The sequence below is a fragment of the Nostoc edaphicum CCNP1411 genome (genome assembly GCF_014023275.1).
GTDB lineage: Bacteria > Cyanobacteriota > Cyanobacteriia > Cyanobacteriales > Nostocaceae > Nostoc > Nostoc edaphicum_A.
Window position 1 is genome coordinate 2,408,125 of sequence record NZ_CP054698.1, and the last position, 24,877, is coordinate 2,433,001.

The following is a 24,877-nucleotide window of genomic DNA, read 5'->3' on the forward strand; positions in this document are numbered from 1 at the left end:
CCTTAAAAAGGCTACGGTGTATACACAAGTCTCAAATAGTTTACTCACCTATTTTTTCGCGTCAGTTTTACCCCACCCTAACCCTCCCCTTGCAAAGGGGAGGGAACTAGATTTTCTATTTCCCCCCTTGGAAAGGGGGGATTAAGGGGGGTAATTTGACTTGTGTATACACCGTAGCTTAAAAAGGGAAGGGGGGCTTAATTCAAAAAGGTTTGCTCTTATTCCCCCTTTGAAGGGTGGCTAGCGAGGATATTATTGCTACCCAATCTACAATTCTTCTTGACTGGATAATACTCCTGAAATACTCGTCAATTCCATAATTCTCTCAAACTGAAAATCATGAGCTAAATTTTTAATAAAAGTTTGCAGTACTGCATTTTCTGAAGGTATTTGCTCAATCAATTCTAAAATCAGATCATCACTACATTGGGCGGCGGCGGTGTACACTTCTTTCACCCATTCCGGCGACATTTCCGCGAATAGAGTCACTAAATCTGTATAGGTCAACATTGATTCTATTTCCTGTTGCGTTGCATCTACTATCTGATAGCTTTCTTCTTGATAAATATATTGAACTCCTAAATATTCGCTCAATTTTTCTAATAATTTTTCCTCGCGGAAAGGCTTGTTAATATAATCATCACAACCCGCTTTGATCATTACCTCTCGTTGTTCCTCAAAGGCATTAGCGGTTAAGGCGATAATAATGGTTTTGCAATTTTCGATTGAGGTTTCTTCTCTAGCTTTAATAATTCTTGTGGCTTCATAGCCGTCCATAATCGGCATCCGCATATCCATTAAGATTAGCTGTGGTTGCCATGTCTGCCAAAGTGCGATCGCTTCTTGACCATTGGTCGCTTCTTGGACTGCAAAACCGATAGATGTCAGAATTTTCATTAGCACTAAACGGCTGTCTGTAGAGTCATCAACCACCAAGATGCGGTATTCGCTTTGGGCAGACGCTAAACTAATAACTTGGCGTCTAGTTTTTTTGATCTGGATTTCGCTAGCTTCGGCTAGACCAATTTGAATATCAAAAGTAAATTTACTTCCCTCGCCAACAGTGCTGGTAACGCTAACATCTCCCCCCATTAGTTGCACGTATTTGCGGCTGATTGCTAAACCTAATCCCGTTCCCTGTTGAGATTTCCTTCCGGTTTCAGTTTGCCCAAAAGCTTCAAATAGCAAGTCAATTTCTTCTGGGGCAATACCGCGACCAGTATCTTCTACCTCGAAGATTAGGGATTGGGGACAAGAGGTAGAGGGGCAGGGGGAAGGGTGCAGAGGAGAGGAATTTTCCCCCTGTTCGCTGCTCTCTGCTCCCCACTTCTCCTGCCCCATGCCTACATACAGCATCACCTTTCCAGTATCGGTAAATTTGATCGCATTTCCCAGGAGGTTAAGCAAAATTTGACGCAGTTTACTTTCGTCAGCTTGGATGTATTGGGGAAGGTGAGATGTATATTCAAAGGCCAATTCTAATCCTTTAGATGTGGCACGGAAGCGCAACATCTCTTTGAGATTTTCCAACAGGCGAATTAAGTCAAAACTGTTGAGATTTAATGTGATTCTGCCGGCTTCAATTTTAGACATTTCCAGAATGTCGTTAATCAAGTTGAGGAGATGTTCGCCGGCCCGATTGATGATTGTTAGATTTTGCTGATTTTCAGTAGATAAATTACGATCATGGCTCATGACTTGGGTAAAACCAAGGATGGCATTGAGTGGGGTACGCAGTTCGTGGCTCATGTTGGCGAGGAATTCGCTTTTGGCGCGGTTGGCAGCATCAGCAATAATCACAGCTTCTTGCAATGCCTGTGACTGCCTTTGAGTTTGCGCTAGTAATTGTGCCTGCTGTAAAGCAACACCTAACTGATTACCAATTTGAACTACGATGTTGATTTCTTCTGATTTCCATTGGCGGGAATCGGAATTTTGATAACTCGCCAGTAATCCCCAAAGCTGAGTACCATACAAAATGGGGACAATAATGTAGGCTTTTGCCTGAAAGCGCTCTAAGAGTTTGATATAAGCAGGATGAAACTCAGCGTTGTAAATGTCTGGGACACAGCGGAAACTTGCACCTTGGGTTGCTTGCAAATAAGGATCTTCCAGTTGGTTATCCGCGCTATCCAAAATTTTCGCTAGGCAATGGCCATCTTGTAAGACACCCTCTGTGAGATGTGGATGATTGTTGTGTTCTTCTATTAGAGAAATCCAACCGTTACCCACCGACTCGGAGACAAATTCGCCACTCCATTGGGGATTGAAACGATAGACAACAACCCGATCGCAGTTGAGTACTTGGCGTAATTCTTCGGTTGTAGCCGCAAATATCGTCTCTAAATCCAGTGTTTGGCGCATTCTTTGAATCACTTGGGCGATCGCTCTTTCGCGTTCTGCACTCTCACGCAGGGCTTCTTCGGCTAACTTTCTCTCGGTAATATCTGTAATTGTACCGATGTAACCTTTAATTTTTCCATCTTCGCCAAATTCTGGTAGAGCCTGACAAATTACCCAGACGACTGCACTATCAGCACGCAAAAAACGATGCTCGTACTTATACATTTTTTGAGCGGTTCTTGCTTGATTCCATAACAACAAGAACTGTTCTCGGTCGTCTGGATGTACGGCATTTGCCCAACCTGTTCCCAGAGATTCTTCTAAACTGCATCCAGTAATCTCACTCCAGCGTTGATTAAAATATAAGGCATTGCCATCTACGTCAGCGTGAAATATACAAGCTGGTGAGGCTTCTGCTAGAAGTTGATATCGCTGCTGACCTGACTGCAAAGCTAGTTCTGCTAATTTGCGATCGTTAATGTCTGCCCAATAACCAACGCATTCTATAGGATAGTTAGCTTCGTCATAAATTAACCTCATCTTTTCGTAGAACCAGTGATAAGTTCCATCAGCGTGTAACCAGCGGTATTCGTAGGAAATGTATTCCTGCTCAATCAGCTCCTTAAATTTTTCTGAGATGAGTTTAATATCTTGTGGGTGGACGTGATGAAGCCAGAAACTAGAATTTTCAATAAAAACACGCGCTTCGTAGCCCACCATTTCTTTAACGTTCTCACTGATAAAGGTCGTGCTACAATCCTCTGATGTTTTGCTGCTATAAATGACTACAGGGCTAGAGGTGAGCAGATATTGTAGGCGTTCGTTAGCTAAACGCAGTTCTTGTTCGACCTGTTTACGATAGCTAATTTCTACTAAAACTGTGCCGACACCAGAGGGGCGATCGTCTTCTCCAGGAATCGGAAAATAAGAAGCTAAGAAGTGGCGGATAACATTTGGTTGTTGAATTGATGCGCTGCTTAATTCTTGATTGAGAATGGGTTTACCTGTCAATAAAACCTGTTGATAAATTGGTTCTACTAGGGGGGACATCTGGGGTAAGACTTCATAAATTCTCTGGCCAATATGATCTTGCTGGGGTAGTCCATTAATCTCCGCTAGCAGTTGGTTGATTTGCACAAACCGCAGTTGATTATCTACGATATTCATGCCAACGGGGGCACTACTAAAAAAGGCATTGAGGCGAGCTTCTCTGAGTGCTAGTTCTTGTTCTAGGGTTTTGCGCTCAATCAACCCACCCAACTGAGCAGCAACAGCACTGACTAGCAAAAGCAAACGTCGATCTACCAATACTGAACTACGTTTAAAAAATACTAAAACTGCTAATACTTGCTTTCCAGAGACTATGGGAACACCAAAACCAGCTTTTAATCCTACTTTGGCTGCTTGTCGCGATCGCAAAAAAATTGGTTGTGTAACTTTAGAAACATCTTCTATCCATTCTGGTTCCTGGCTCTGCCAAACTCTTCCTGGTAGTCCCACTCCCAAAGGAAATTTCACGGCTTGACTTTGGCGGCAGAATTCTTCTAAGCTGCTCTGCTCACCGTACCAGCCCAGACTGTGTTCTAAAACAGTTCTGTCTTCATTAGGTGTCCACGCTTCACCAAAATCCCAGCCAATGGTATGACAAATTAAGCGCAATACCACCATTAAGGCGCTGTTGACATTACTACTGCGAGTGATGGCTTGGGTTGTCAACAGTAACAAACGACTTTCATTTTCTGCCTGCTTGCGTTCAGTAATATCTTTGGCGGTGCCTAGTACGTACCATTGCCCATAAATCTTGATCATTTCCGCACTCAAAAGTGTTGTCCTGATTTCTCCTGTTGAAGTGCAGACATCAATCTCATAGTTGCGGATGGCTTTTGTTTGTTGCAAGATATGGGTGAGAAAATTATATTCTTCTGGATTCACCCAAATATTCAATTCTTGATCGGTGCGATTGATCACCTGAGAACGAGAATAACCAAAAAATCGACAAAAGCTGTCGTTAACTTCGACATAGCGTTTATTGAGAACAGTAATTAAGGCAATTGGATCGGGAGATGACCGAAAAGCTGATGCTAACTTTTCTTCAGAAGCCCGTCGCGCTGCTTCTGCGCGTTGGCGTTCTTTTGCCTCCAACACCAAGGATGTTAAATTGCCCAGAGAGCGAGCGAAATTTTGATCTTCTAGCGTCCAATGATGAGTAACTCCCACTGCTTCCAGACATAAAACTCCCACAGTCTTTCCCTCCAGCCTAATGGGTGTATCGAGTATAGAAGTGATGTTTAATCTTGAGTAAGACGCAGAAAATTCTTTAGTTCTAGAATCTGTATGAGCATCATCCGCGGCGATTGGTTGGTCTTGCTGCAAAGCTGCAAAATAAGCTGGATAGTCGGCTGCTGATAAGGAAAGTCCTTCACTATGTTGATTGCGACTGGCCTCAAATAGATCAAAACACTGAATTTTCATGCCTGTTTCGTCATAGAGCCAAATACTGGTTCGCTCCACCCCAATATTCTTGACAGCCGTTTCAGTGATTTTACACAAAGCTGCTTTTAAGTCACCCTGATAAAGTGTTTGATTTTGCGCCAGTTGTGTTAGCACTAGATTATGATTGCGGAGCTTAATCGTGCTTTCTTGGAGTAATTTTTCTACTCCTCGACGCTGTGTAATATTACTAGCAGTGCCTGTCATACCTATAACCAGACCTTCTTCATTGTGTAATGCGATCGCATTAAACATCAGATAAAGTAAGGTACCATCTTTAGCTACACAGCTAGTTTCATGTTGAAAGATCGGTTTTCCCTGAAGAACGCAGTCAAAGGCTACTTTATCTTGAGCAACTTGTGTAGGCGAGATGAAATCAGTCAAGGCACGCCCGATCATTTCTTGGGGTTCGTAGCCATAAATCTGCTTCACTGCCGGGTTAACAAAGGTAATTAGTCCATCAATATCTACCGACCAAATCATATCCTGGGATGTTTCTACTAGGTGGCGATATTGACTTTCACTCTTCTTCAGGGCAGCTTCGACTAAAAGGCATTCGCTTTGATAAACTTCTCTGCAAAAGGCTTTGCTAATGTTAGGGGGAATTTCTTTAAAAATATCTTCTATTTGTCTGTTACAAATATTTAAATTAGCTACAATCTGTTGACGCTTTTCAATCTCCTGTTGCAGTTGAGCATTTTGCTCTTTTAACTGTTTTTTCAGTCTTTGGATGGTGAGTTGATTTTGTACGCGTAATAAAACTTCTGTAGTTTGGAATGGTTGAGTAATATAGTCAATATCGCCTAAATCAAAGATATTTATCTTTTCAGGTAATTCATCTAAAATACCGAAAAATATTATTGGAATATCTTGAGTTTTATTGTTAGCTTTCAAATGTTGACAAATGTCATAACCATCCATATCTAGCATAAGAACGTTTAGCAAAAGCAAATCAGGGAGAAAAGCAAGCGCTGTATTAATTGCCAATTGTCTCGAAATGACACTTTGCACCTGATAACTTTGGTGCTGAAGGATGTCTGATAAAAAATGTAAATTCTCTAAGTTGCTATCAACTAATAAAATTTTGATTTTTTGAGCATCCATATCAGTTCCTAAGTTAATTTTCAATCAAGACTAATTTGTTGAATCAAACTGAACATAAAATCAGAAAGCAAAACTCTGTTACCAGATTGTAAATAAAATCATCGTTGCTTACCACCATACTTCAGCCCAAGGTGTATGGAAAAGTTGCAGATTAAGTAGAAGAAGTGGTTAATACTGCCAAATCTCTGCGGTGGAAAAATCGGAATAGAAAGATACACGATATAAGGGAACTCCAAGAAATAAATTATCCAATATTGTGGGGTGGGCGTCTCGCCCGCCCGTAGCCAAAGGTGGGTAAGCCTTAACGAGGCTTATAGGGGCCATACCTTGCAGGTGACGCTCCTTCTCTGCGAGACGCTGCGCGAACGTCGCTACCGCTGCGCTAACGCTAAAAGCGTTCTCTCTCGCACGAGTAGCCGTTTCTCTACAAGACAGCGTGTCTCTACTACCTATAGTTTTGCGTAAATCCTGGCTACGTGCAGCGTCACCGTCAAGAGAAAAATCAGCGGCTCTAGCCCTTAGAATAGCCTGGAGCCTTTGAATACAAGTGAATTTAATTAACTTTACATTACGTAATTATAGTTTAATTTCTTATTGCCTACTTACCTTGATATCAACTATTCTCAAACTTTTCACCCTTCTTTTGTTTGATACGGTAAATCCAACCTATGTCTGTACGGTTTACCCGACTGTTTTTAGATTTTGATTTTATTAAATTACTTACTAGAGAGAAGAAACAAAGCAAATAAAGCTCCTCTCTAAACAAAATAGAGGTTCGATGATTGCTTAAATATCTAAAACCTCTAAATACCTCTAAAACTTTGTTTGATTACCCAAAATTGAATTAGAAAGTTAAGGAGAGATTCAGATATGGCACTCATTCGTTGGGAACCATTCCGTGAAATGGAGATTCTGCGTCGTCAAATGGATCAACTTTTCTCTGAGCTTACAGCAGCCGAGCGTGGCAACTCAGATATTTCTTCTCCATCACCTAGAACAGCATGGGTTCCTGCTGTTGAATTATACGACAATGGTTCAGAGTGGCTATTAAGAGTTGAGATTCCAGGCGTAGAAGCTAAAGACTTGGATATTCAAGTCACTCAAGATGCAGTTTCAATTACAGGTGAACATCGTTACGAAAAACATTCCCAATCTAATGCTAAAGTTCATTCTGAATTCCGGTATGGCAACTTCACCAGAGTAATTGCTCTACCAAGCAAAGTTCAGAATCAACAAGTTAAGGCAGACTTGAAAGATGGGATTTTAATTTTGACTTTACCCAAGCTTGAGCAAGAGCAAAGCAAGGTATTCAAAGTGAATTTAGGACAATCTCAAAGTGCTACAGCTTCTATAGAAGCCGGCAACGGTAACACACAACCCAACATTACATCACAGCAAAGTGTTCAAACTGCTTGAGAAGATGTTCTATTTTCTCATTCAATGGTTTCTATATCTCTGCAATAGGTAAATTTAGATATAAACCCCAGCTAAACTCATCTGCTGGGGTTTTTATCGAACAGAATTCAGGAGTCAGGAGTCAGAATTCAGAATGAATTCTGTACGACTGGTGGATGAATAATCGGCGTTTTTGCACCCCCACTAAATTGAAAATTTAGTGGTCTTCAGTCAGTCGCGGGTCTGAATCCCCGACTGATAGCGCAGCGTAAAGCCTGCGGCATGGCTTCGCTTAGAGCGAGTCCGCGAGCGTCTTGATTCTGACTCCTGAATTCTGACTTCTGAATTCTTCTTCAATGCTTTTTTACTCAGTACTGTTTCGGTAAATTCAGGGAGAGGGTGCTATTCCTCTTGTACATCAACCCAGATGCTACCTTCTTCCACACGAATTGGAAACACTGGTAGTGCCTTTGGTTGTGAAACCAACGACAGTACCTTACCTACACCAGGTGGCCAGGAACACCAGTCTTTTACCTCACCAGTCCGCAGGTCAAAAGCACTGCGATGGAAAGAACAAACAATTGCCCCACTTTCATTGATTTTGCCACTTTTCAGAGGCAATTTTAAGTGAGGACAGGTGTTATCTACAGCATAAAGCTGATTTTCGTGATTCAAAAGCAGAATTTTCCGGTTCCCAACTTTCACCACTTCTCGCGCACCTGGGGAAAGTGCTGCGACTGCAAGAACTTTAGTCCAACTCATTAGGTTCTCCTCTCCTAATATATCTGCTTTCAGTTTCCCGCAATAGTGACCAGTGCGATCGCCTTTTAGTACCGGAGAGTCGAGAAGGATCAAGTCAGTAGATCACAAACTTTTCCCAAAAAAGCGATTACTGACGAGATATCAAAACTATAAAATCTTACATTAAATTCTATTTTGACACTGAACAAACTAATTTTTGGGTAAACTAAGGAAAGCACTTACTATCTCGTCATCATAGGGCTTGTAGCTTATCACAGACAATTTTGAGGGATATAAAAAATGATTAAGACAAGTTACGAATTTGACCAGTCTATCCTCCCCACAGGATCTTCATTAAAGACTAATATCCTGCTACGTTTTCGTGCTGATATAGCTGAATCTCCCCGACGTAACCTTAACCTTTCTCTTGTAATTGACCGTTCCGGCTCGATGGCCGGCGCTCCCTTGCATCACGCGCTCAAAGCCGCTGAGTCTGTGGTCGATCAACTTGAGCCAGATGACATTCTCTCAGTGGTTGTTTACGACGATGAAGTGAACAGTGTTGTACCACCCCAAGCTGTGACTGACAAGGCCGCACTGAAAAATTCTATCCGCAAGGTGAGAGCAGGTGGTATTACCAATTTATCAGGGGGATGGCTCAAAGGCTGTGAACACGTAAAGACACGACTTGATCCGCAAAAAATCAACCGTGTTCTCCTGCTTACCGATGGTCACGCCAATATGGGCATTCAAGACCCGAAGGTACTGACAGCGACATCGGGGCAAAAAGCTGAGGAAGGCATTACTACAACTACGTTAGGTTTTGCTCAGGGTTTTAATGAAGACCTGCTGATTGGGATGGCAAGAGCCGCCACGGGCAACTTCTACTTCATTCAAAGCATCGATGAAGCAACTGAAGTGTTTAGTATTGAGCTAGACAGTCTCAGAGCAGTAGTGGGACAGAATCTCAAGGTGACGCTGGAATTAGCTGATGGTGTCAGCCTTGTTGATACCTTAAGTCTTGCTAAAGTTACCCAGAATGACGCTGGTCAAGCTGTTCTCACCTTGGGAGAGCTTTACGAGGGTGAAGACAAACTTCTCGGCTTGAGTTTGGAGATATCAAGCGCTCAAATTGGTAATTTACCAGTAATGAAGTTGCATTACAGCGCCGATGTTGTGCAGAATAACCTGATTCAAAGCGTATCAGGTACAGCCGATATCGTCGCCAAAGTTGGCACCATTGAGGAAGCAGCTTTTGCTTCTACAAGCCATATCATTCTTGAACTGAGTCGCCTCAACATCGCTAAGGCCAAAGAGACAGGACTCAATCTAGCTGAACATGGCAGACATGAGGAAGCTGAACAAATCCTGCGTGCGCTGGTGAAAGATTTGCGGGATAAAGGGTTAAATGAGAATTTTGAAATTGCTGAAGAGATCGATCAGCTTGAGTATTTTGCAGGTCGCATCGCCCAAAAAGCTCTAGGCAATGCCGGACGGAAAGAGATGCGCGATCAGACTTACCAGACGATGACGCGCAATCGCAGCGATTTGGCGGGTCGCGGTGTCACTGCTGGCGATGAAGTGTACGCAATGCCGATTGTGAATGAAGTCGGTTCAGGTGTTGAATTGTACTGCGTTCGTGAAGGCGGTAAACTGCGGGTCAAGGTCATGTCCGAAGGCTACGATTCAACCAAAAACGTCCAATTTCCCCGCGCCATTCGTGCCGAGGGGGCACGCTATGTTGTTGAGGGATTGGAACTCTCAACTGATGCCACTTTCTACCGTGTACGTGGTAATATCACCCGTTTTGCTCAACCAGGTGAAGCAGATATTTTCGTTGCTCCTAGGCGATCGCATCCAACTAACACAGGCAAAGCTTCCAAAGGCCCAGCCAGTGCCGCCGATCTTCCCACAACTGACACTGTAGGGGACAGCATTTTAGTTCAGTGTGTTAAAGATGGCAGTAAGCTACGTGCTAGGGTAGTTTCCGACGGATATGAACCGGATTGGAACATGCGTTTTCCGCGATCGGTTCGCGAGGAAGGTATGCTTTACGTCGTTGATGAAGTCAAAACCGCACCCGATGGCAAGTCTTATATTGCCTGTGGTGAAATTAAGCGATTTGTCCAACCCACTTGAATTGGGACAGAGGGGAGCAAGGGGAGAAGAACCAATACAATACTGAATACTTCTCTACGAGAGGCTGCGCCAAAGGCTTTGCTCATTACAAGTGCCCAATGCCCAATCCCCCATGCCCAATGCCCAATCCCCCATGCCCCATGCCCAATGCCCAATGCCCAATCCCCCATGCCCCATGCCCCATGCCCCATGCCCAATCCTTAAAAGATGCCAAGTAAATATGCCTTAGCCGACTGAGACTGTCAGGATCAGAGAGTAAAGAGTAAAAGGCAATCTATTTTGACTTTTAACTTTCTCCTTTTGTTCAACTTCCACAACGGGAGGTTTAATCTTGACTAAATTGAAAGTTGGTATCAATGGCTTCGGTCGAATTGGGCGACTTGTGCTTCGCGCCGGCATCGATAACCCCAATATCGAGTTTGTGGGCATTAACGATCTAGTACCACCAGATAACCTCGCTTATCTATTAAAGTACGATTCAACCCACGGTAAATTAAAGCACAAGGTTGAAGCTAAGGAAGACGGCATTCTGATTGACGGACATTTCATTCCTTGTGTGTCAGTTAGAAATCCAGCAGAGTTACCTTGGGGAAAATCAGGTGCAGATTATGTCGTGGAAGCGACCGGACTCTTCACCGACTACGAAGGAGCTGCAAACCATCTGAAGGCAGGTGCAAAGCGAGTGGTAATTTCCGCTCCCACCAAAGATCCAGATAGAGTTACTACCCTGTTAATGGGTGTCAATCATCACCTATTTGATCCTGGCAAGGATATCATTGTCTCCAATGCTAGCTGCACTACAAACTGCCTAGCTCCCATCGCTAAGGTCATCAATGACAATTTTGGGTTGACTGAAGGGTTGATGACCACAGTTCACGCCATGACTGCCACTCAGCCAACTGTAGACGGGCCCAGCAAGAAAGACTGGCGGGGTGGTCGAGGTGCATCCCAAAATATTATTCCCTCCTCCACAGGCGCAGCAAAAGCCGTGGCACTGGTTTTACCAGAATTGAAGGGCAGGTTAACTGGGATGGCATTACGAGTTCCGACTCCCGATGTCTCTGTAGTTGATTTAACTTTCAAAACTGCCAAAGCCACCAGTTACAAGGAAATCTGTGCTGCCATGAAGGAGGCTGCCGCAGGTTCACTAGCCGGTATTTTGGGTTACACAGACGAAGAAGTAGTTTCCACAGATTTTCAAGGAGATACCCATTCCAGTATCTTCGATGCAGGTGCTGGGATTGAGTTGAACTCCAACTTCTTCAAGGTAATTGCCTGGTATGACAACGAGTGGGGCTACTCGAATCGCGTGATTGACCTAATGTTGTCTATGTCACAGAAGGAAAAACTCGCACCGACAGCGGCTGTGGTTTGATTAGGAATTGGGAATTGGGCATGGGGCATTGGGCATGGGGCATTAGTAATTAAGTTTCTTCCCCAATCTCTAATCCCCAGTACCCAGTACCCAATTTGGGATTTGGGTCAAATGGTAAATACTCTGAAAATAAAACGCAATCTAGTATTTTTATTTAGCAAACCAGTGATATGAAGCACGTGTAAATTTGGATGTTTTGTGCGATGACGCAAAGATTTAAACTGGGAAACCCCAATAAAATCTGAAGTCTCTGAATTACGAATTACGAATTGGTACAAAGCATCCAAATTTGCAAGTTACTCCTCAACCCCCAATCCCTATGCGTCGAACCAAAATCATTTGTACTGTTGGGCCCGCTACATCTGCACCTGAAAAGCTGCAAGCCTTGGTAAAAGCCGGAATGAATGTGGCACGGCTGAATTTTTCCCACGGGGCTTATGAATTCCATGCCCAAACTGCTCACTATCTCAGACAGATTAGTAATGAGCAGCAAAAGCCGATCGCAATTATGCAAGACTTATGTGGTCCCAAGATTCGTTTGGGAACTTTACCACCGGAAGGGTTAAATTTAGAAGCCGGTAGTGAAGTCACCTTTGTTTTGCAAGAAAAGGGTGAGAGTATTGACGAACTCCCCCTACCTTTGCCGACTTTGTTCGCAATGGTGCGACCAGGTGAACCAATTTTAATTAATGATGGTCGCGTCAAATTGATTGTGACCGATCGCGATGCCGATCACATTCGCGCCCAAGTGAAAATTGGCGGGTTAATTTCCACCCACAAGGGAGTGAACCTACCCCAAACTCCTTTACCTGTCAGTTCCATCACCGAAAAAGACTTGCTGGATCTCCGCTTTGGGATTCAGTTGGGTGTAGACTGGGTAGCGGTGTCCTTCGTGCGATCGCCACAAGACTTAGAACCCGCTAGACGAATGATTGAAGCTGCTGGTGCTTCCATTCGCCTAATTGCCAAAATCGAAAGAGCAGAGGCAGTAGAGAATTTTGACTCAATTCTGAAGGTTGCGGACGCGATTATGATTGCCCGTGGCGATTTAGGGGTAGAAGTGCCAATTCACGAAGTACCCTTAATTCAAAAAGATATCATTCGCCGTTGCAATCGTGCTGGCAAGCCGGTGATTACAGCCACCCAAATGCTAGAGTCGATGATTAGCGCCCCTGACCCCACCCGCGCCGAAGCAACCGATGTTGCCAACTCCATCTTAGATGGTACGGATGCGGTAATGCTTTCTGGTGAAACCGCTGTCGGGCAATATCCCATCGCCGCCGTCCAGATGATGCACAACATCGCCGTGCGGACAGAACAGGCTCTAGATGAGGGTAGCAAACATGCTTGGTGTCATGAAGCAGGCAGTCTTAGCGTTACCGAATCTGTGGCAGAATCCGTCTGTCGCATCGCTTATGAAACAGGCTCACGGGCAATTCTCTGTAACACTTCATCAGGAAGTACGGCGCGAATGGTGTCTAAATACCGGCCTACTTCTCCCATTATTGCCCTCACCTCCGACATCACCGCTTATCGCCAACTAGCGCTTTCTTGGGGTGTGGAAGCTTTGCTGATCCCACCAGTCCACAATGCCGAAGAGATGTTTACCAATGTGGTGAACACAGTTGTAGACATGGGTTTAGCGAATAAGGGCGATAAAGTAGTAATTACCTCTGGTGTTCCAATTGGTAAATCGGGCACAACTAGTTTAATCAAAGTGCATTCCATTGGACAGCCAATTTCAGCATAAGGCACTTAGAATAAGGCTGTGGCTCAAGATAGTAAGCAAAATTGGGCAATGATTAAGAAAAATTGCCAGAATCAGAATTGAAGGAACTAAGGACTGGGGACTGGTGATTGGGGACTAAGGACTGGGGAGACAAGGAGGAGACTAATAACTCTTGTACAAACGCGATTAATTGTGTCTCTACTCCTAACTCCTAACTCAGCACTCAGCACTCAGCACTCAGCACTCGCTAGTAAATCCTAAACAAACATCACGGAGTCTTTTATGTCTAAGAATTTACTGGAACAATTGCGAGAAGTGACTGTTGTGGTCGCAGATACAGGGGATATCAAGGCAATTGAAAAGTTCAAACCCCAAGATGCCACCACCAATCCTTCTCTGATTACTGCTGCGGCGCAAATGCCAGAATATCAGGGAATTGTCGATCAAACTTTACTTCAGGCGAAGAAAGATGCTGGAGCCGAAGCCACCCAAGCACAGATAGTTTCTTTGGCTTTTGACCGTTTAGCAGTTGCCTTTGGATTAAAGATTTTGCAAATCATTCCCGGTCGCGTGTCTACGGAAGTGGATGCTCGCTTGTCCTACGATACCGAAGCTACCCTGACTAAGGCACGGGACTTAATTGCCCAGTATAAAGCTGCCGGAATTGGCCGCGATCGCGTTTTAATTAAAATTGCCACCACCTGGGAAGGCATTCGCGCTGCGGAAATTCTCGAAAAAGAAGGTATTCACTGTAACCTTACATTGTTGTTTGGTCTTCACCAAGCGATCGCCTGTGCAGAAGCCGGCGTCACCCTAATTTCTCCCTTCGTTGGTCGGATTCTCGACTGGTACAAAAAAGATACCGGACGCGATAGCTACCCAGCAGCCGAAGATCCAGGAGTTTTGTCAGTCACCAAAATCTACAACTACTACAAGAAATTCGGCTACAAAACCGAAGTTATGGGAGCTAGCTTCCGTAACCTTGGTGAAATTACTGAACTTGCCGGTAGTGATTTACTGACCATTTCACCATCACTTTTGGCTGAATTGCAGTCAACTGTTGCAGAACTGCCACGTAAACTTGACCCCGCGAAGGCAGCAAGCTTGGAAATCGAAAAGATATCCATTGACAAAGCTAGCTATGACAAAATGCACGCTGCTGACCGCATGGCAACCGACAAACTAGACGAGGGCATCAAAGGTTTTACCAAGGCACTAGAAGACCTTGAGAAACTTTTGGCAGACCGACTAGTTCGCCTTGAAGGAGAGGTAGTAGCAAGCCATTAAAAGATAATAATAGTTAGTGGTTAGTGGTTAAACCACTAACCACTAGTTAGTTACATCAGCCGCAATATTGCTCGGATTTTGCATTTTTAACTCACAATTTGGTTTGGGGAAAAGGTTAAAGGGAAGAGGTTAAAGGTTTTTTCTTTCCCTTTTCCCCAAAACCCGACAAGTATTGACATCAGCCGTCGTTAATAACGACGGCGAATATTTTCATATCGTCCGTAAGGCTGCCGTCGTTGGATAATTTGCCGTTGTCTTAACTGCTGCCGTCGGATACTTTGGTTTCGTCTGAGAGGCTGCCGTCGGATACTTGGGTATCGTCTTAAGGGCTGCCGCCGGATACTTGGGTATCGTCTTAAGGGCTGCCGCCGTCGGATAATCTGCCGTCGTCGGATCATTCGGTATCTTCCTGACCGCCGTTGAGCAATTAAAAGCTCTCCAGTTTTATCTCCAACTAGATTAGCTTCTGGTGCAGCGCTCTGTTCATTGCGAGCATTATCTAAAGAAATATCTTTTGCTTCAGCTAATGAGGGCGGATACACAAAGGCACATAGCAATAGCGCTATTGAGGATAACTTCCTGAAACCTTTCATGTTTTTGCTTCTACTAGACTTTCGGTAATAACTTTATTAAAACACCTTAAAGTCAGCAAATTATCGCTTATATAGTTTTTTTTAACTTAATTTGGTATGAAATATTGTATTTAAATTTCAGCCTTATGGATAATTGTAAATTGGATCAAACTGTGTGTATAAATAATCAGAAGAGGATATTTTAAAAGTGGTCAAATGTAATTTTAGGCACTTGTAGATTCTCTCTACTTCCTTAAAAACTACGGTGTACACACAAATCGAATTACCCCCCTTAATCCCCCCAATGCATTGGGGGGAAACCGGAAAATCTAGTTCCCTCCCCTTTGCAAGGGGAGGGTTAGGGTGGGGTAAAACCTTGATTAATCAGCTATTTCAGACTTGTGTGTACACCGTAGTTTTTAAGGGGAAAGGGGGGGGATCTAAAACGTTTTACTATCGACCAGAGGACTTTTAAAATATTCTCTAAGAAAACTGAGACTTTTTTAAAATCTCTAAGAGAAAGAGAAACAATACACCAGCAATATTATTTACACTGTAATTAACAGTAATTCAATTTAGAATAAAATATCTGATTGCTAATTACTCAATTTCTTTGTATTGCTAAATTTAATTACCAGCCAAACTCCTCCAGAGGATATCAACAACAACGGTGTTAACCAATCACCCCAACGCACATATAAAGTTTGTGTTTGTCGCCGATAAATTGTTTCGGCATGAGTTTCGTAGGTATTGTATCCAGATATCCACAAGGTTCTACCGTGAGGATCTACAAAGGCTGAATATCCGGTATTAGTTGCCCGTGCTGACCATCGATCAGTTTCAATTGCCCGCATGATATCCTGTGCATGGTGCTGGAATGGCATGGATGCACTGTAATGGGCATCGTTAGAAGAACTGAGGATAAATTGCCCACCCGCCGCAGCTTGATAGCGAAATTGTTCAGGAAAAGCAGATTCGTAACATATACTAGCGATCGCACGACCAAATGGAGTGTCAAATATCTGATTTGCTGAACCAGGAACTTGGTGTGCCTCCAAAGGTGACAAACGCTGAACTAGTCCGCCTAAAATTTCTTCAAAGGGGATATATTCTCCCAATGGTACTAGTTTGGCTTTATCGTAGCGGCTGACAATTTCACCCTTATTGTTGAAAGTAAACAAGCTAATTGTATAACTGTCTCCCCGTTCGCCAAAAGCCCCAATCCAAGCAACTACACCTTTTTTCTTCACTGCTGCGACTAAAGCAGTTTCCATCAAGTTGCGCTGGAAAATAGGTAAGGCTCCTTCTGGGGTGAGGACTGCATCTACACCTTGCTCTGCTAAAGTTAAATACCCATTGGTGTAATTTTCTTGAGCGCGACGAAACCCTTCGGAACTTCGTAAAAGTCGGTTCGGGATATTACCCTGAATAATCCCCACTTTCAAGGCTGCTTCTGGTACTTGGGCGATGGGACGGCTATATAAGATAAAACCAATGAGGTGTAAGGTAATTAATAGTCCTGTGGCGACAACTAAGTATTTATTAACGAACTGCCTTCGCATAGCGTCTCTTAGAGAAGACGCAGATGACATCTTGGTATCTTGGCGGTTTATATACGCTTCAGCAATTAAACCATTAACAGCAACTATTGCTGCTGTCACAGTATTAGGCCCAGAGAGTTGTCCCAGATGTACAATTACGAGATTGTGCGGACTTTGGGTGTAAGCAAGGGAACTCCACCACAGAGGGCCAGCACTCCAAAGGCTCTCTAAGCCGCACCAGACGGCTGTACCAATAAGTATACGTAGCCACGGTTTTTGTTCGGCTAGGCGAACCATTACAGCCGCCCAGATAGTAACAAATACGCCTCCCAAGAGGCTGATAAATCCCCAACAAAAAAGAGTAATTGCCAAACTCGGCAACCAAGGAACACCCAACCATGTCATTGGATGAATTCCGGTAATCCAAGATAGGGCGACACCGTGATAACCGATACCCCAGAAGAGAGCAGGGGGGGCAGGGGGAGATGGGGGAGCAGGGGGGGATTGGTTTTGGTTTTTGGCTGAAGTGACAATTAGCACCCATAAGGGAACTAGGGCAATCCAAGCCAAGAACCATGCGCCGACAGGGGCAACGGTTAGCCCCATTAAAATGCCACTAGCTAAGGCAATCAAGTAAGGCAGTAAAGAGGTTAACCTCTCCCCCTGCCTCCCCTGCTTCCCCTGCTCCCCCTGCTTTTTACTCTGCTTCTTCTGCATCGACAGCATCAGGTGGAACTATTGCCACTCCGGTAATGGCGTCATCTTCATCTAAACGCTGCACTCTGACTCCAGTTGCCGATCGCGATTGGATCGAAATTGCATTCACCGCTTGACGGATGATAATACCGCGATTTGTCACCATCATGATTTCATCATCATCATTGTTGACAATGCGTAAAGTTGCCAACTTGTCTTTGTTTTTGCGGTTTTTGAACTTGGTTGCCATTAAACCCTGTCCAGCACGATTTTGCAGACGGAATTGGGCAACGGGTACGCGCTTACCATATCCTCCCATTGTAATTACCAACACCCAAGGGCCAACTACGCCAGTGCTAGGCACTTCTGCGGACTCTTCAGTAGTTTCGGTAATTTCGATATCTTCTGCTTCGATTGTTTCGATTGCTTCGACTGCTTCGACTGCTTCGACTGTTTCGATATCTTCAATTTCGGCTTCTGTAACATCCAAAGTTTCAAGAATTGCTGCGGGGAGAATATCCATACCCACCAGTTCATCTTTATTCTTGAGTTTCATGGCTTTCACGCCACGAGTCGCCCTACTTAAAGGACGCAGTTGTTCGTGGTTGCACCGGAAGTTAATCGCCATCCCGTTACGAGAACCAATGATTACGCTATCCTCTACTCTAGCGCGTCGCACCCAGCGGAGTTGGTCGCCTTCCTCTAAGGAAATGGCAATCAAACCATTGGCGCGAATATGACTAAAGGCTGCCAATTCGGTTTTCTTGATATTGCCGCCCTTAGTGAGCATGACCAGATATTCTTCACTGCTAAACTCGTCAACCGGTACAATCGAGGTGATTTTTTCCTCTTTGGGAATCGGTAGCATTTGGACGATTGGTGTCCCGCGACTGGTACGCGAACTCGCTGGAATTTGATAAGCTCTCAGGCAGTAAACGACACCACGCTCACTAAAGAATAAAATACTGTCGTGATCGCAGCAAGTTAAAAAATGCTCAATGGTGTCATCATCTTTCACCTTGGCTGCGGCTTTACCTCTGGTAGCGCGGCTTTGGGCTTCAAAGGTGTTGACTGGCATCCGTTTGATGTAGCCTTGCTCTGTCACCAAAATGATCGCTTTTTCATTGGCAATTAAATCGCGATCGTCTAATTCCCCTTCCCCTGGTAAAATTACCGTGCGGCGGGGTGTAGCAAAGCTAGTTTTCAGTTGCCCGACTTCAGTTTCAATGATTTCCAGCACTCTCTCCCGACGTGCCAAAATATCTTGCAAGTCGGTAATCTTTGCTTGTAATTCATCGTGTTCCAGACGAATTTTGTCTGCTTCTAAGGCAGTCAACCGCCGCAATTGCATCTGCAAAATCGCGTCTGCTTGAACTTCTGAGAGTCCGTAAGTTGTGATTAATTCACCTTTGGCTGTGGGCGCATCGGGCGCATGGCGAATCAAGACAATAATCGGATCTAACTGGGATAGGGCAATTAATAACCCTTGTAGGAGATGATCGCGTTCCTCGGCTTTCCGCAGTTCGTAGCGGGTGCGTCTGGCAATGGATTCGATACGGAAATCCAAGAAGACGGTTAAGAACTGCTTGAGAGTGAGGACTTGGGGTTCACTATTCACCAACGCCAGCATATTTGCGCCGAAATTGGCTTGCAGTGGCGTTTGCTTGTAGAGGTTGTTCAGAACGACGCGGGGATAAGCATCACGCTTGAGTTCGATGACAACTCGCATCCCGTCGCGATCGCTTTCATCCCGGATATCTGCGATGCCCTCTAGCCGCTTTTCGTTCACCATTTCGGCGATTTTTTCAATTAGCGCCGCTTTATTGGTTTGATAGGGCAATTCGGTAATGATAATTGCTTCTCTATCTGGTCGTCCCCGTTGTTCAACGGTTTCAATGTTAGCGACACCACGCATGGTAATGGAACCACGCCCGGTAGTATAAGCTTCTCGAATGGCAGATGTTCCCAAAATTTGCGCCCCAGTCGGAAAGTCTGGGCCGTGGACATACTGCATTAATTCGAGATCGGTGATTTCTGGATTGTGGATTACAGCCACCAAAGCATCAATCAATTCGCCCAAATTGTGCGGCGGAATGTTGGTTGCCATGCCCACGGCAATCCCAGAGGAACCGTTGAGCAACAATTGGGGAATCCGTGCTGGTAAAACTGTGGGTTCTTGCTGGGAACCGTCGAAGTTATCGGCAAAATCTACGGTTTCTAATTCGATGTCGTGGAGTAAACCGGCACTAGTTAAAGCTTGTAAGCGGCATTCTGTGTACCGCATTGCGGCTGGCGGATCGTTGTCAACCGAACCAAAGTTACCATGTCCGTTAACTAGGGGCGATCGCATGGAAAAATCCTGCGCCATCCGCACCAAGGCATCATACACTGCCGTGTCGCCGTGGGGGTGATATTTACCCAGCACTTCCCCGACCACACGGGCGCATTTCTTAAAGGGGCGATCGTGAAGTAGACCTAGCTCGTGCATTGCGTAGAGAATGCGACGATGCACAGGTTTTAGACCATCCCTGGCATCTGGCAACGCCCGACCCACTATCACGCTCATGGCGTATTCCAGATAAGACTGCGACATTTCGGTTCGCAAGTCTATCGGGATAATCCTCTCCTGTGAGGTTGTCATAACCTAAAAATCTCCAAAAATCGTAGATTTTAGCTTTTTTACTCAACAAAGCGCAAAATTATTCTAAATTGCTCTTGAATAATTGCTATAATTTGATACAATCTTAGCATATATTGCTTTTTATTGCCTGGGCAGCTAAGTCAAGCGTCTTGGTAGATGCTCCTCGCTTTGCTCCAAGTTCTAACTTTGAGTTTCCTGAAATGGAAATAGTAATTTAAGTCTCAAGATAGCTCTCCATTTGATTTAAACCTCAACGATGAATTTATACTCAGGCAAGATTGTATCTGTTGAAGAACCTGAATAACATCTGAAGCAGAGTCTTGAAACGCATCTTTTGCTTTATGAGGATTCTCATGAATCCAAGTCATTATCTCTTGGCGGAGAGCATCTTTACTTTTTTGCCGATGTTGTCCGGGTGGCATTCGCAGTACAGTGTCTACTTTTAATTTAAATTCTGCTGGATAATATCGTTCAAAATCATGCTCAGAAAACTGAAGAAAATTACTCTCATTCCAACCACTGAGAGTATATTTACTTTTTAATTTTTCAATAATTTTCGCTTCTTCTTCCCCTGCATCTACAACTACCCAAGCTAAATTCTTATAAATTGGTTGCAGGTGTAAGAAGACAAATAGATTATCAAAATCTCTAAACTTAGTTTCAACTTCACTGAGTGAATTAGCGGAGTATGTACGTAGCCGACCTTTTAACTCAGGGTAAAACCAAGGTATAAGAAAATCTCTGATTATTCTTTCTGCTGAAGATTCTTCAAGAATTAACCAAGCTGACCATAAATCGAAATCGAAAAAATCATACCCTAATTCTTCAAGAATGTGCCGTCTATCTTCTGGAGTATTCTCTATTTTTTCTATCTGTGATGTAGGTAGCCGATTTTGAAACTCCATTGATATTGAGAAAAGCTTAGAATTCGGATATGCACCCAAATATTTAGCAACTATATTAGAGTGTGTTGTAATTATAAATTGGTTATTTATAGATTTTTCAGTAATCAAATTAAGAAGTTTCTTCAATGCTTTTGGATGCACATCATTTTCTGGCTCCTCAATCAGAAACAACTGATTTTCAGCCATGCATAAATCTACAATTAATCCAACCAAATTAGCAACACCTTCACCCATTGCATCTAATGGTATATTTTCTTGATTGGTCACTACATAAGCAGCCTGCTTACCATTCTGCGAAGGAGTTGATGTAATTTGGAAACCTATTATATCTTGACAAGCTTGAACATATTGTTCATTTGCTGGCATTTGAGGATTAAATATGCGGTCAATTTTTGCATATAAATTATACAGATCACCTCTAACTGAATTTGCTGCATTCAGATTTATTGATTCGTGAAAACCTGCAACTTTTCTTTTAGAGAGATATGGATATATAAAATTTCTAGGCTCTTGATTTGAAATTTGCTCATTGCCTACATCAATTCCTGAAATAAAAGTAGATCCTTTATTATCGATTAAATCGAGACTAATAACATTTCTTGATATATCTCCTCTGAACGAAATTTCTTGTCCCGGATTTCGATTTAAAAAGTTTGGACTTGCTTCATTGAACCGCAGTTTAACATATCCATTGTTTTGGGATATTCGTAAATCTTTGCAATCCAAACTAAAGCCTTTTTGAACCCATAAAATTGATTTCAACAAACTTGATTTCCCGGAATTATTTGAACCTACTATCAAATTAATTCCTTTAGACAATTCAATACTCGCATCAGAAAAGCATCTAAAGTTGCTCAAGTTAATTTCAGAAATCCACATAAAACTTAGTTTTAGAGCAAGGAATAAATACATTTAATCAAGGATAACACGTAATTTAGTTCATGCGTACTACTTACGTGAATACAAATAGTAGGGTGGATTATGCGGAAAATAACCCACCCTACTATTTGTATTAAAATTTACAGGCTGTTAAAATACTTACACTACAAAAATACAATTAACCCAACCCAGCCTTTAATTCACTTTGTGCTTGTGCCAACGCCTCTAGCAATTTACTTGCATCGCGTCTGCCTGCTTGGGCTAAATTGAGTCTTCTACAGCAGATTGTAGCGATCGCACCGCACCTTTGGAAAAAGGCTTATACATATTTGGTCTACAGCGATCGCTTTTCTTCCCCATCGCTGCGTAAAATTAAGTCCGAAGATAGTGTGTACCTCACCCTAGAAGAACTTAAGCTTGGCGTATAAGTTTCAGGAAATAGTGATGAATAAGGAAACAGTTCCTAGTCAAGCTGAAAAGTCTAATCCAGAAGGTGATGCAGCACAATTAAGTCCAGAGGTGCTGGACAAAATCAAACACCCTGCGAGAATAGATGATGTTATTCGGGAGCAATCACCAGAAGAACGTAAAAGTAACCCAGCTTTAGTACCGGAAATGATTGATGATCCAACTGAGCAATGATTGGGTTTGTGAAAGAGTAATCATAAAGTTCAGATTCCCGACTTCTCCAAAAAGTCGGGAATCTTGTTTGTAATCTATTATAGGAATCATATTTGATTTCTGAAAAAAACTACGAGATAATACGGACAGAATATTTGTCTAATAGCTAACAATGATAAACCAGCATCTACAAGCCGCGATCGCAGAACTACAAGAATTTATAGATGATCGCCCAGATGCGCGTGAGGTGAGGAAAGCGTTGGCAGTCAAATTGGTTTATCAAGGCTACAAGTATGAGGAAATTCAAACAATTTTAGATGTGTCACTGGGTTCGATAACAAGCTGGAAGCAAGCTTATGAGGAAGATGGAATTTCGGGACTGCGCCTGAACCACAAGGGAAAAAAAAGTTACTTAACTGCTCAACAACGAGAAGAAGTTTTAAGTTGGTTGCAAACAAAAGAATGTTGGGAACTTGGTGAACTCGAATATAAATTGGCTTTTGAATATGATGTAACTTATGAGTCAAAGCGGAGCTATTATGACTTATTTGATGCGGCAGGAATTAGTTGGAAGAAAACTACTTCTTTAAATCCAAAAGCTGACGAGGACGCTGTTGCTGCAAAAAAAAAAGAGATTGAAACACTATTGGCAAGGCATCGGCAGGAAATTGAAGAAGGAAAGTTGAGAGTATTGCTGCTTGATGAGTGTCATTTAATGTGGGGAGATTTAAGTGGGTATGTCTGGGGGAAAAACTGACCAAGAAATAGCAGTGAGAGTTGTTAATATACGAGACAAACAGACATACTACGGGGCAGTTGACTATCTGGAGGGAAGCTTACTACTAAAAGCGTATAACGCAGGTAACTCAGAAAATACAATTGATTATCTACGTTATTTATTAGATCAGTCCCCCAATCAAAGATTACTTCTTTTTTGGGATGGTGCTTCTTACCATCGTTCACATCTGGTTCAAAACTTTTTAGGCGAGGTAAACCAAGATTTGTCTCAAGAGGAGTGGAAAATTCACTGCGTCCGCTTTGCTCCTAATTGCCCGTCACAAAATCCAATTGAGGATATTTGGTTACAAGCTAAAACCTGGGTGCGGCGTTTCTGTGCCTTGATTCCTTCGTTCTCACATCTCAAATGGATGTTTGAGTGGTTTATCCGGCACACTACCTTTGATTTTGCGACTCTTCAAATGTACGGAGCTTTTTCAGAAATCAAATATTAGTCCTATACCATCTCAAATTATGCAGTTGTTCTTGATATATTTCCGGCGTGTTGATATCTAATAGTACAGCCGGATTATCAAATTTAACTTGATGAATTACTGGATAAAATTCTTTGATAATTTGACGTAAACCTAAGCTTTCTTCACTGATATTTTGTAAGTGCGATCGCATCCCATTACTGAATAACAATGGATGTCCCATATTCCCTTCATAACTGGGTGCAGTAATCATTGCTGAATTGTCTTGGTGTGCTAAAATTAATCGCTGGTAAATCTCTAATTCTCTGGGTTGATCAACTGCGGAAATTGCTAATATTTCAAAGTTCGGAGGAATATGTTGCAATCCTGTGAGCAGAGAAGTTGTTTTACCAACATTGGCATGAGGATTAATTACAGCGAAACTGCCATCAGGACAATCTTTTTGTTTATTGCTGTTGTGTGAACCTAAAACTACAACAGGGGTAAAATCTACACTTAACCACTGTTCTAGTTGATAAGTTAATAATGTTTTACCTTCACCCCAAGGGAGTGAGGTTTTGCAAGTACCCATGCGAGTAGATTTACCCGCTGCGAGGACAATAGCAAAGTTGCTACTCAGATTCCCGACTTCTTGAAGAAGTCGGGGATCTAAATCTAGCTTCCGGAAGTGACATTCCACTCTACATTACTCCCAAATCTAAGAGGTTGTTTGAAAAGTGTTTCGCTGTGACTTTAGGCACTTTTAGATACCCTCTAACCCCCATTAAAAAGCCTACGGTGTATACACAAGTTAAATTACCCCCCTTAATCCCCCCTTGCCAAGGGGGGAAACAAGAAAATCTAGTTCCCTCCCCTTTGCAAGGGGAGGGTTAGGGTGGGGTAAAACCTTGTTTAATCAGCTATTTCATACTTGTGTATACACCGTAGCTTAAAAATGGGGGGGATCGGAAATTTTTGATGCCGACAAGAGGACTTTTCAAACATCCTCTAAGATTATTTACCATCGTCATCTATACTAAGTTAGATTCTACAAAGATTAATTTCTATAACCAGAGTTGTATATACAGGAGTTATCACAAAGTAATTTAATAATAAAACATTACCTAATTTATTCAGGAAAATATTTTATTTAATAAAATATATCTTCAATTTAAATGATTATAGAATTACCTTAAAATACTGCCCAGATTTAGTAACTTCTAAATGTT

At 43.0% G+C, this 24,877-nt stretch carries 15 protein-coding genes and 1 pseudogene; 8 read left to right on the top strand and 8 right to left on the bottom strand.

The genetic code is table 11. The features are described from left to right. Positions 1 to 267: 267 nt before the first annotated feature. Positions 268 to 5,937 carry a PAS domain S-box protein gene (locus tag HUN01_RS12530; protein ID WP_181931544.1) on the bottom strand — a complete coding sequence of 1,890 codons (5,670 nt, stop codon included), beginning with the start codon at positions 5,935 to 5,937 and terminating at the stop codon, positions 268 to 270. A gap of 870 nt (positions 5,938 to 6,807) precedes the next feature. Between HUN01_RS12530 and HUN01_RS12535 the strand changes: the two genes are divergently transcribed. After that, a complete protein-coding gene (locus tag HUN01_RS12535) occupies positions 6,808 to 7,353 on the top strand; it encodes an Hsp20/alpha crystallin family protein (protein ID WP_181931545.1) in 546 nt (181 codons plus the stop codon). A 381-nt stretch (positions 7,354 to 7,734) separates the two neighbouring features. On the opposite strand, the gene HUN01_RS12540 is transcribed toward HUN01_RS12535, so the two are convergent. Continuing rightward, positions 7,735 to 8,094, bottom strand: coding sequence for a Rieske (2Fe-2S) protein (locus HUN01_RS12540; RefSeq protein WP_181931546.1), 360 nt, complete (start codon positions 8,092 to 8,094; stop codon positions 7,735 to 7,737). Positions 8,095 to 8,373: 279 nt separating this feature from the next. Here HUN01_RS12540 and HUN01_RS12545 point away from each other — a divergent pair, with 279 nt between their 5' ends. Then, positions 8,374 to 10,212 (top strand): vWA domain-containing protein, encoded by a 1,839-nt coding sequence (locus HUN01_RS12545; protein WP_181931547.1) that lies wholly within the window; start codon positions 8,374 to 8,376, stop codon positions 10,210 to 10,212. 85 nt (positions 10,213 to 10,297) lie between these two features. Here HUN01_RS12545 and HUN01_RS36065 read toward each other — a convergent pair whose 3' ends face one another. Further along, complete coding sequence (locus tag HUN01_RS36065) at positions 10,298 to 10,426, bottom strand: hypothetical protein (protein ID WP_257798126.1); 129 nt, start codon at positions 10,424 to 10,426, stop codon at positions 10,298 to 10,300. 117 nt (positions 10,427 to 10,543) lie between these two features. On the opposite strand from HUN01_RS36065, the gene gap reads away from it, so the two are divergent. The 3 genes from gap to HUN01_RS12560 all read left to right on the top strand — a co-directional run bounded on the left by gap (position 10,544) and on the right by HUN01_RS12560 (position 14,603). Beyond that, positions 10,544 to 11,587, top strand: a complete 1,044-nt coding sequence (gap, locus tag HUN01_RS12550; protein WP_181931548.1) for a type I glyceraldehyde-3-phosphate dehydrogenase — start codon at positions 10,544 to 10,546, stop codon at positions 11,585 to 11,587. Positions 11,588 to 11,906: 319 nt separating this feature from the next. Continuing rightward, positions 11,907 to 13,337, top strand: coding sequence for a pyruvate kinase (gene pyk, locus HUN01_RS12555; RefSeq protein ID WP_181931549.1), 1,431 nt, complete (start codon positions 11,907 to 11,909; stop codon positions 13,335 to 13,337). Between the two features lie 261 nt (positions 13,338 to 13,598). Next, on the top strand, positions 13,599 to 14,603 hold the full coding sequence (locus tag HUN01_RS12560) for a transaldolase (RefSeq protein ID WP_181931550.1): 1,005 nt from the start codon (positions 13,599 to 13,601) through the stop codon (positions 14,601 to 14,603). Between the two features lie 188 nt (positions 14,604 to 14,791). Here the strand turns inward: HUN01_RS12560 and HUN01_RS12565 are convergent, their stop codons facing one another. The 4 genes from HUN01_RS12565 to HUN01_RS12580 all read right to left on the bottom strand — a co-directional run bounded on the left by HUN01_RS12565 (position 14,792) and on the right by HUN01_RS12580 (position 21,837). Next, a complete protein-coding gene (locus HUN01_RS12565) occupies positions 14,792 to 15,196 on the bottom strand; it encodes a hypothetical protein (protein WP_181931551.1) in 405 nt (134 codons plus the stop codon). 575 nt (positions 15,197 to 15,771) lie between these two features. After that, the gene (gene lnt / locus HUN01_RS12570) at positions 15,772 to 17,433 is read right to left on the bottom strand and encodes an apolipoprotein N-acyltransferase (protein WP_238846232.1); all 1,662 of its coding nucleotides are present in this window, start codon (positions 17,431 to 17,433) and stop codon (positions 15,772 to 15,774) included. Then, entirely contained in the window at positions 17,414 to 20,053 is a 2,640-nt protein-coding gene (gene gyrA / locus HUN01_RS12575) for a DNA topoisomerase (ATP-hydrolyzing) subunit A (RefSeq protein ID WP_181931553.1), read from the bottom strand. Before gyrA ends, lnt begins: the two co-directional genes overlap by 20 nt. 221 nt (positions 20,054 to 20,274) lie before the next feature. Continuing rightward, positions 20,275 to 21,837 (bottom strand): ATP-dependent nuclease, encoded by a 1,563-nt coding sequence (locus tag HUN01_RS12580; RefSeq protein ID WP_181931554.1) that lies wholly within the window; start codon positions 21,835 to 21,837, stop codon positions 20,275 to 20,277. Positions 21,838 to 22,103: 266 nt separating this feature from the next. Here HUN01_RS12580 and HUN01_RS12585 point away from each other — a divergent pair, with 266 nt between their 5' ends. The 3 genes and pseudogenes from HUN01_RS12585 to HUN01_RS12595 form a co-directional block, all read left to right on the top strand. After that, complete coding sequence (locus tag HUN01_RS12585; RefSeq protein WP_181931555.1) at positions 22,104 to 22,265, top strand: hypothetical protein; 162 nt, start codon at positions 22,104 to 22,106, stop codon at positions 22,263 to 22,265. A 16-nt stretch (positions 22,266 to 22,281) separates the two neighbouring features. Further along, positions 22,282 to 22,479 carry a hypothetical protein gene (locus HUN01_RS12590; protein ID WP_181931556.1) on the top strand — a complete coding sequence of 66 codons (198 nt, stop codon included), beginning with the start codon at positions 22,282 to 22,284 and terminating at the stop codon, positions 22,477 to 22,479. Positions 22,480 to 22,654: 175 nt separating this feature from the next. After that, a pseudogene (locus tag HUN01_RS12595) lies at positions 22,655 to 23,690 on the top strand (IS630 family transposase); the annotation flags it as partial. Here HUN01_RS12595 and HUN01_RS12600 read toward each other — a convergent pair. Beyond that, on the bottom strand, positions 23,680 to 24,348 hold the full coding sequence (locus HUN01_RS12600) for a nucleotidyltransferase family protein (RefSeq protein ID WP_181931557.1): 669 nt from the start codon (positions 24,346 to 24,348) through the stop codon (positions 23,680 to 23,682). The pseudogene HUN01_RS12595 and the gene HUN01_RS12600 overlap by 11 nt on opposite strands. Positions 24,349 to 24,877 lie beyond the last annotated feature (529 nt).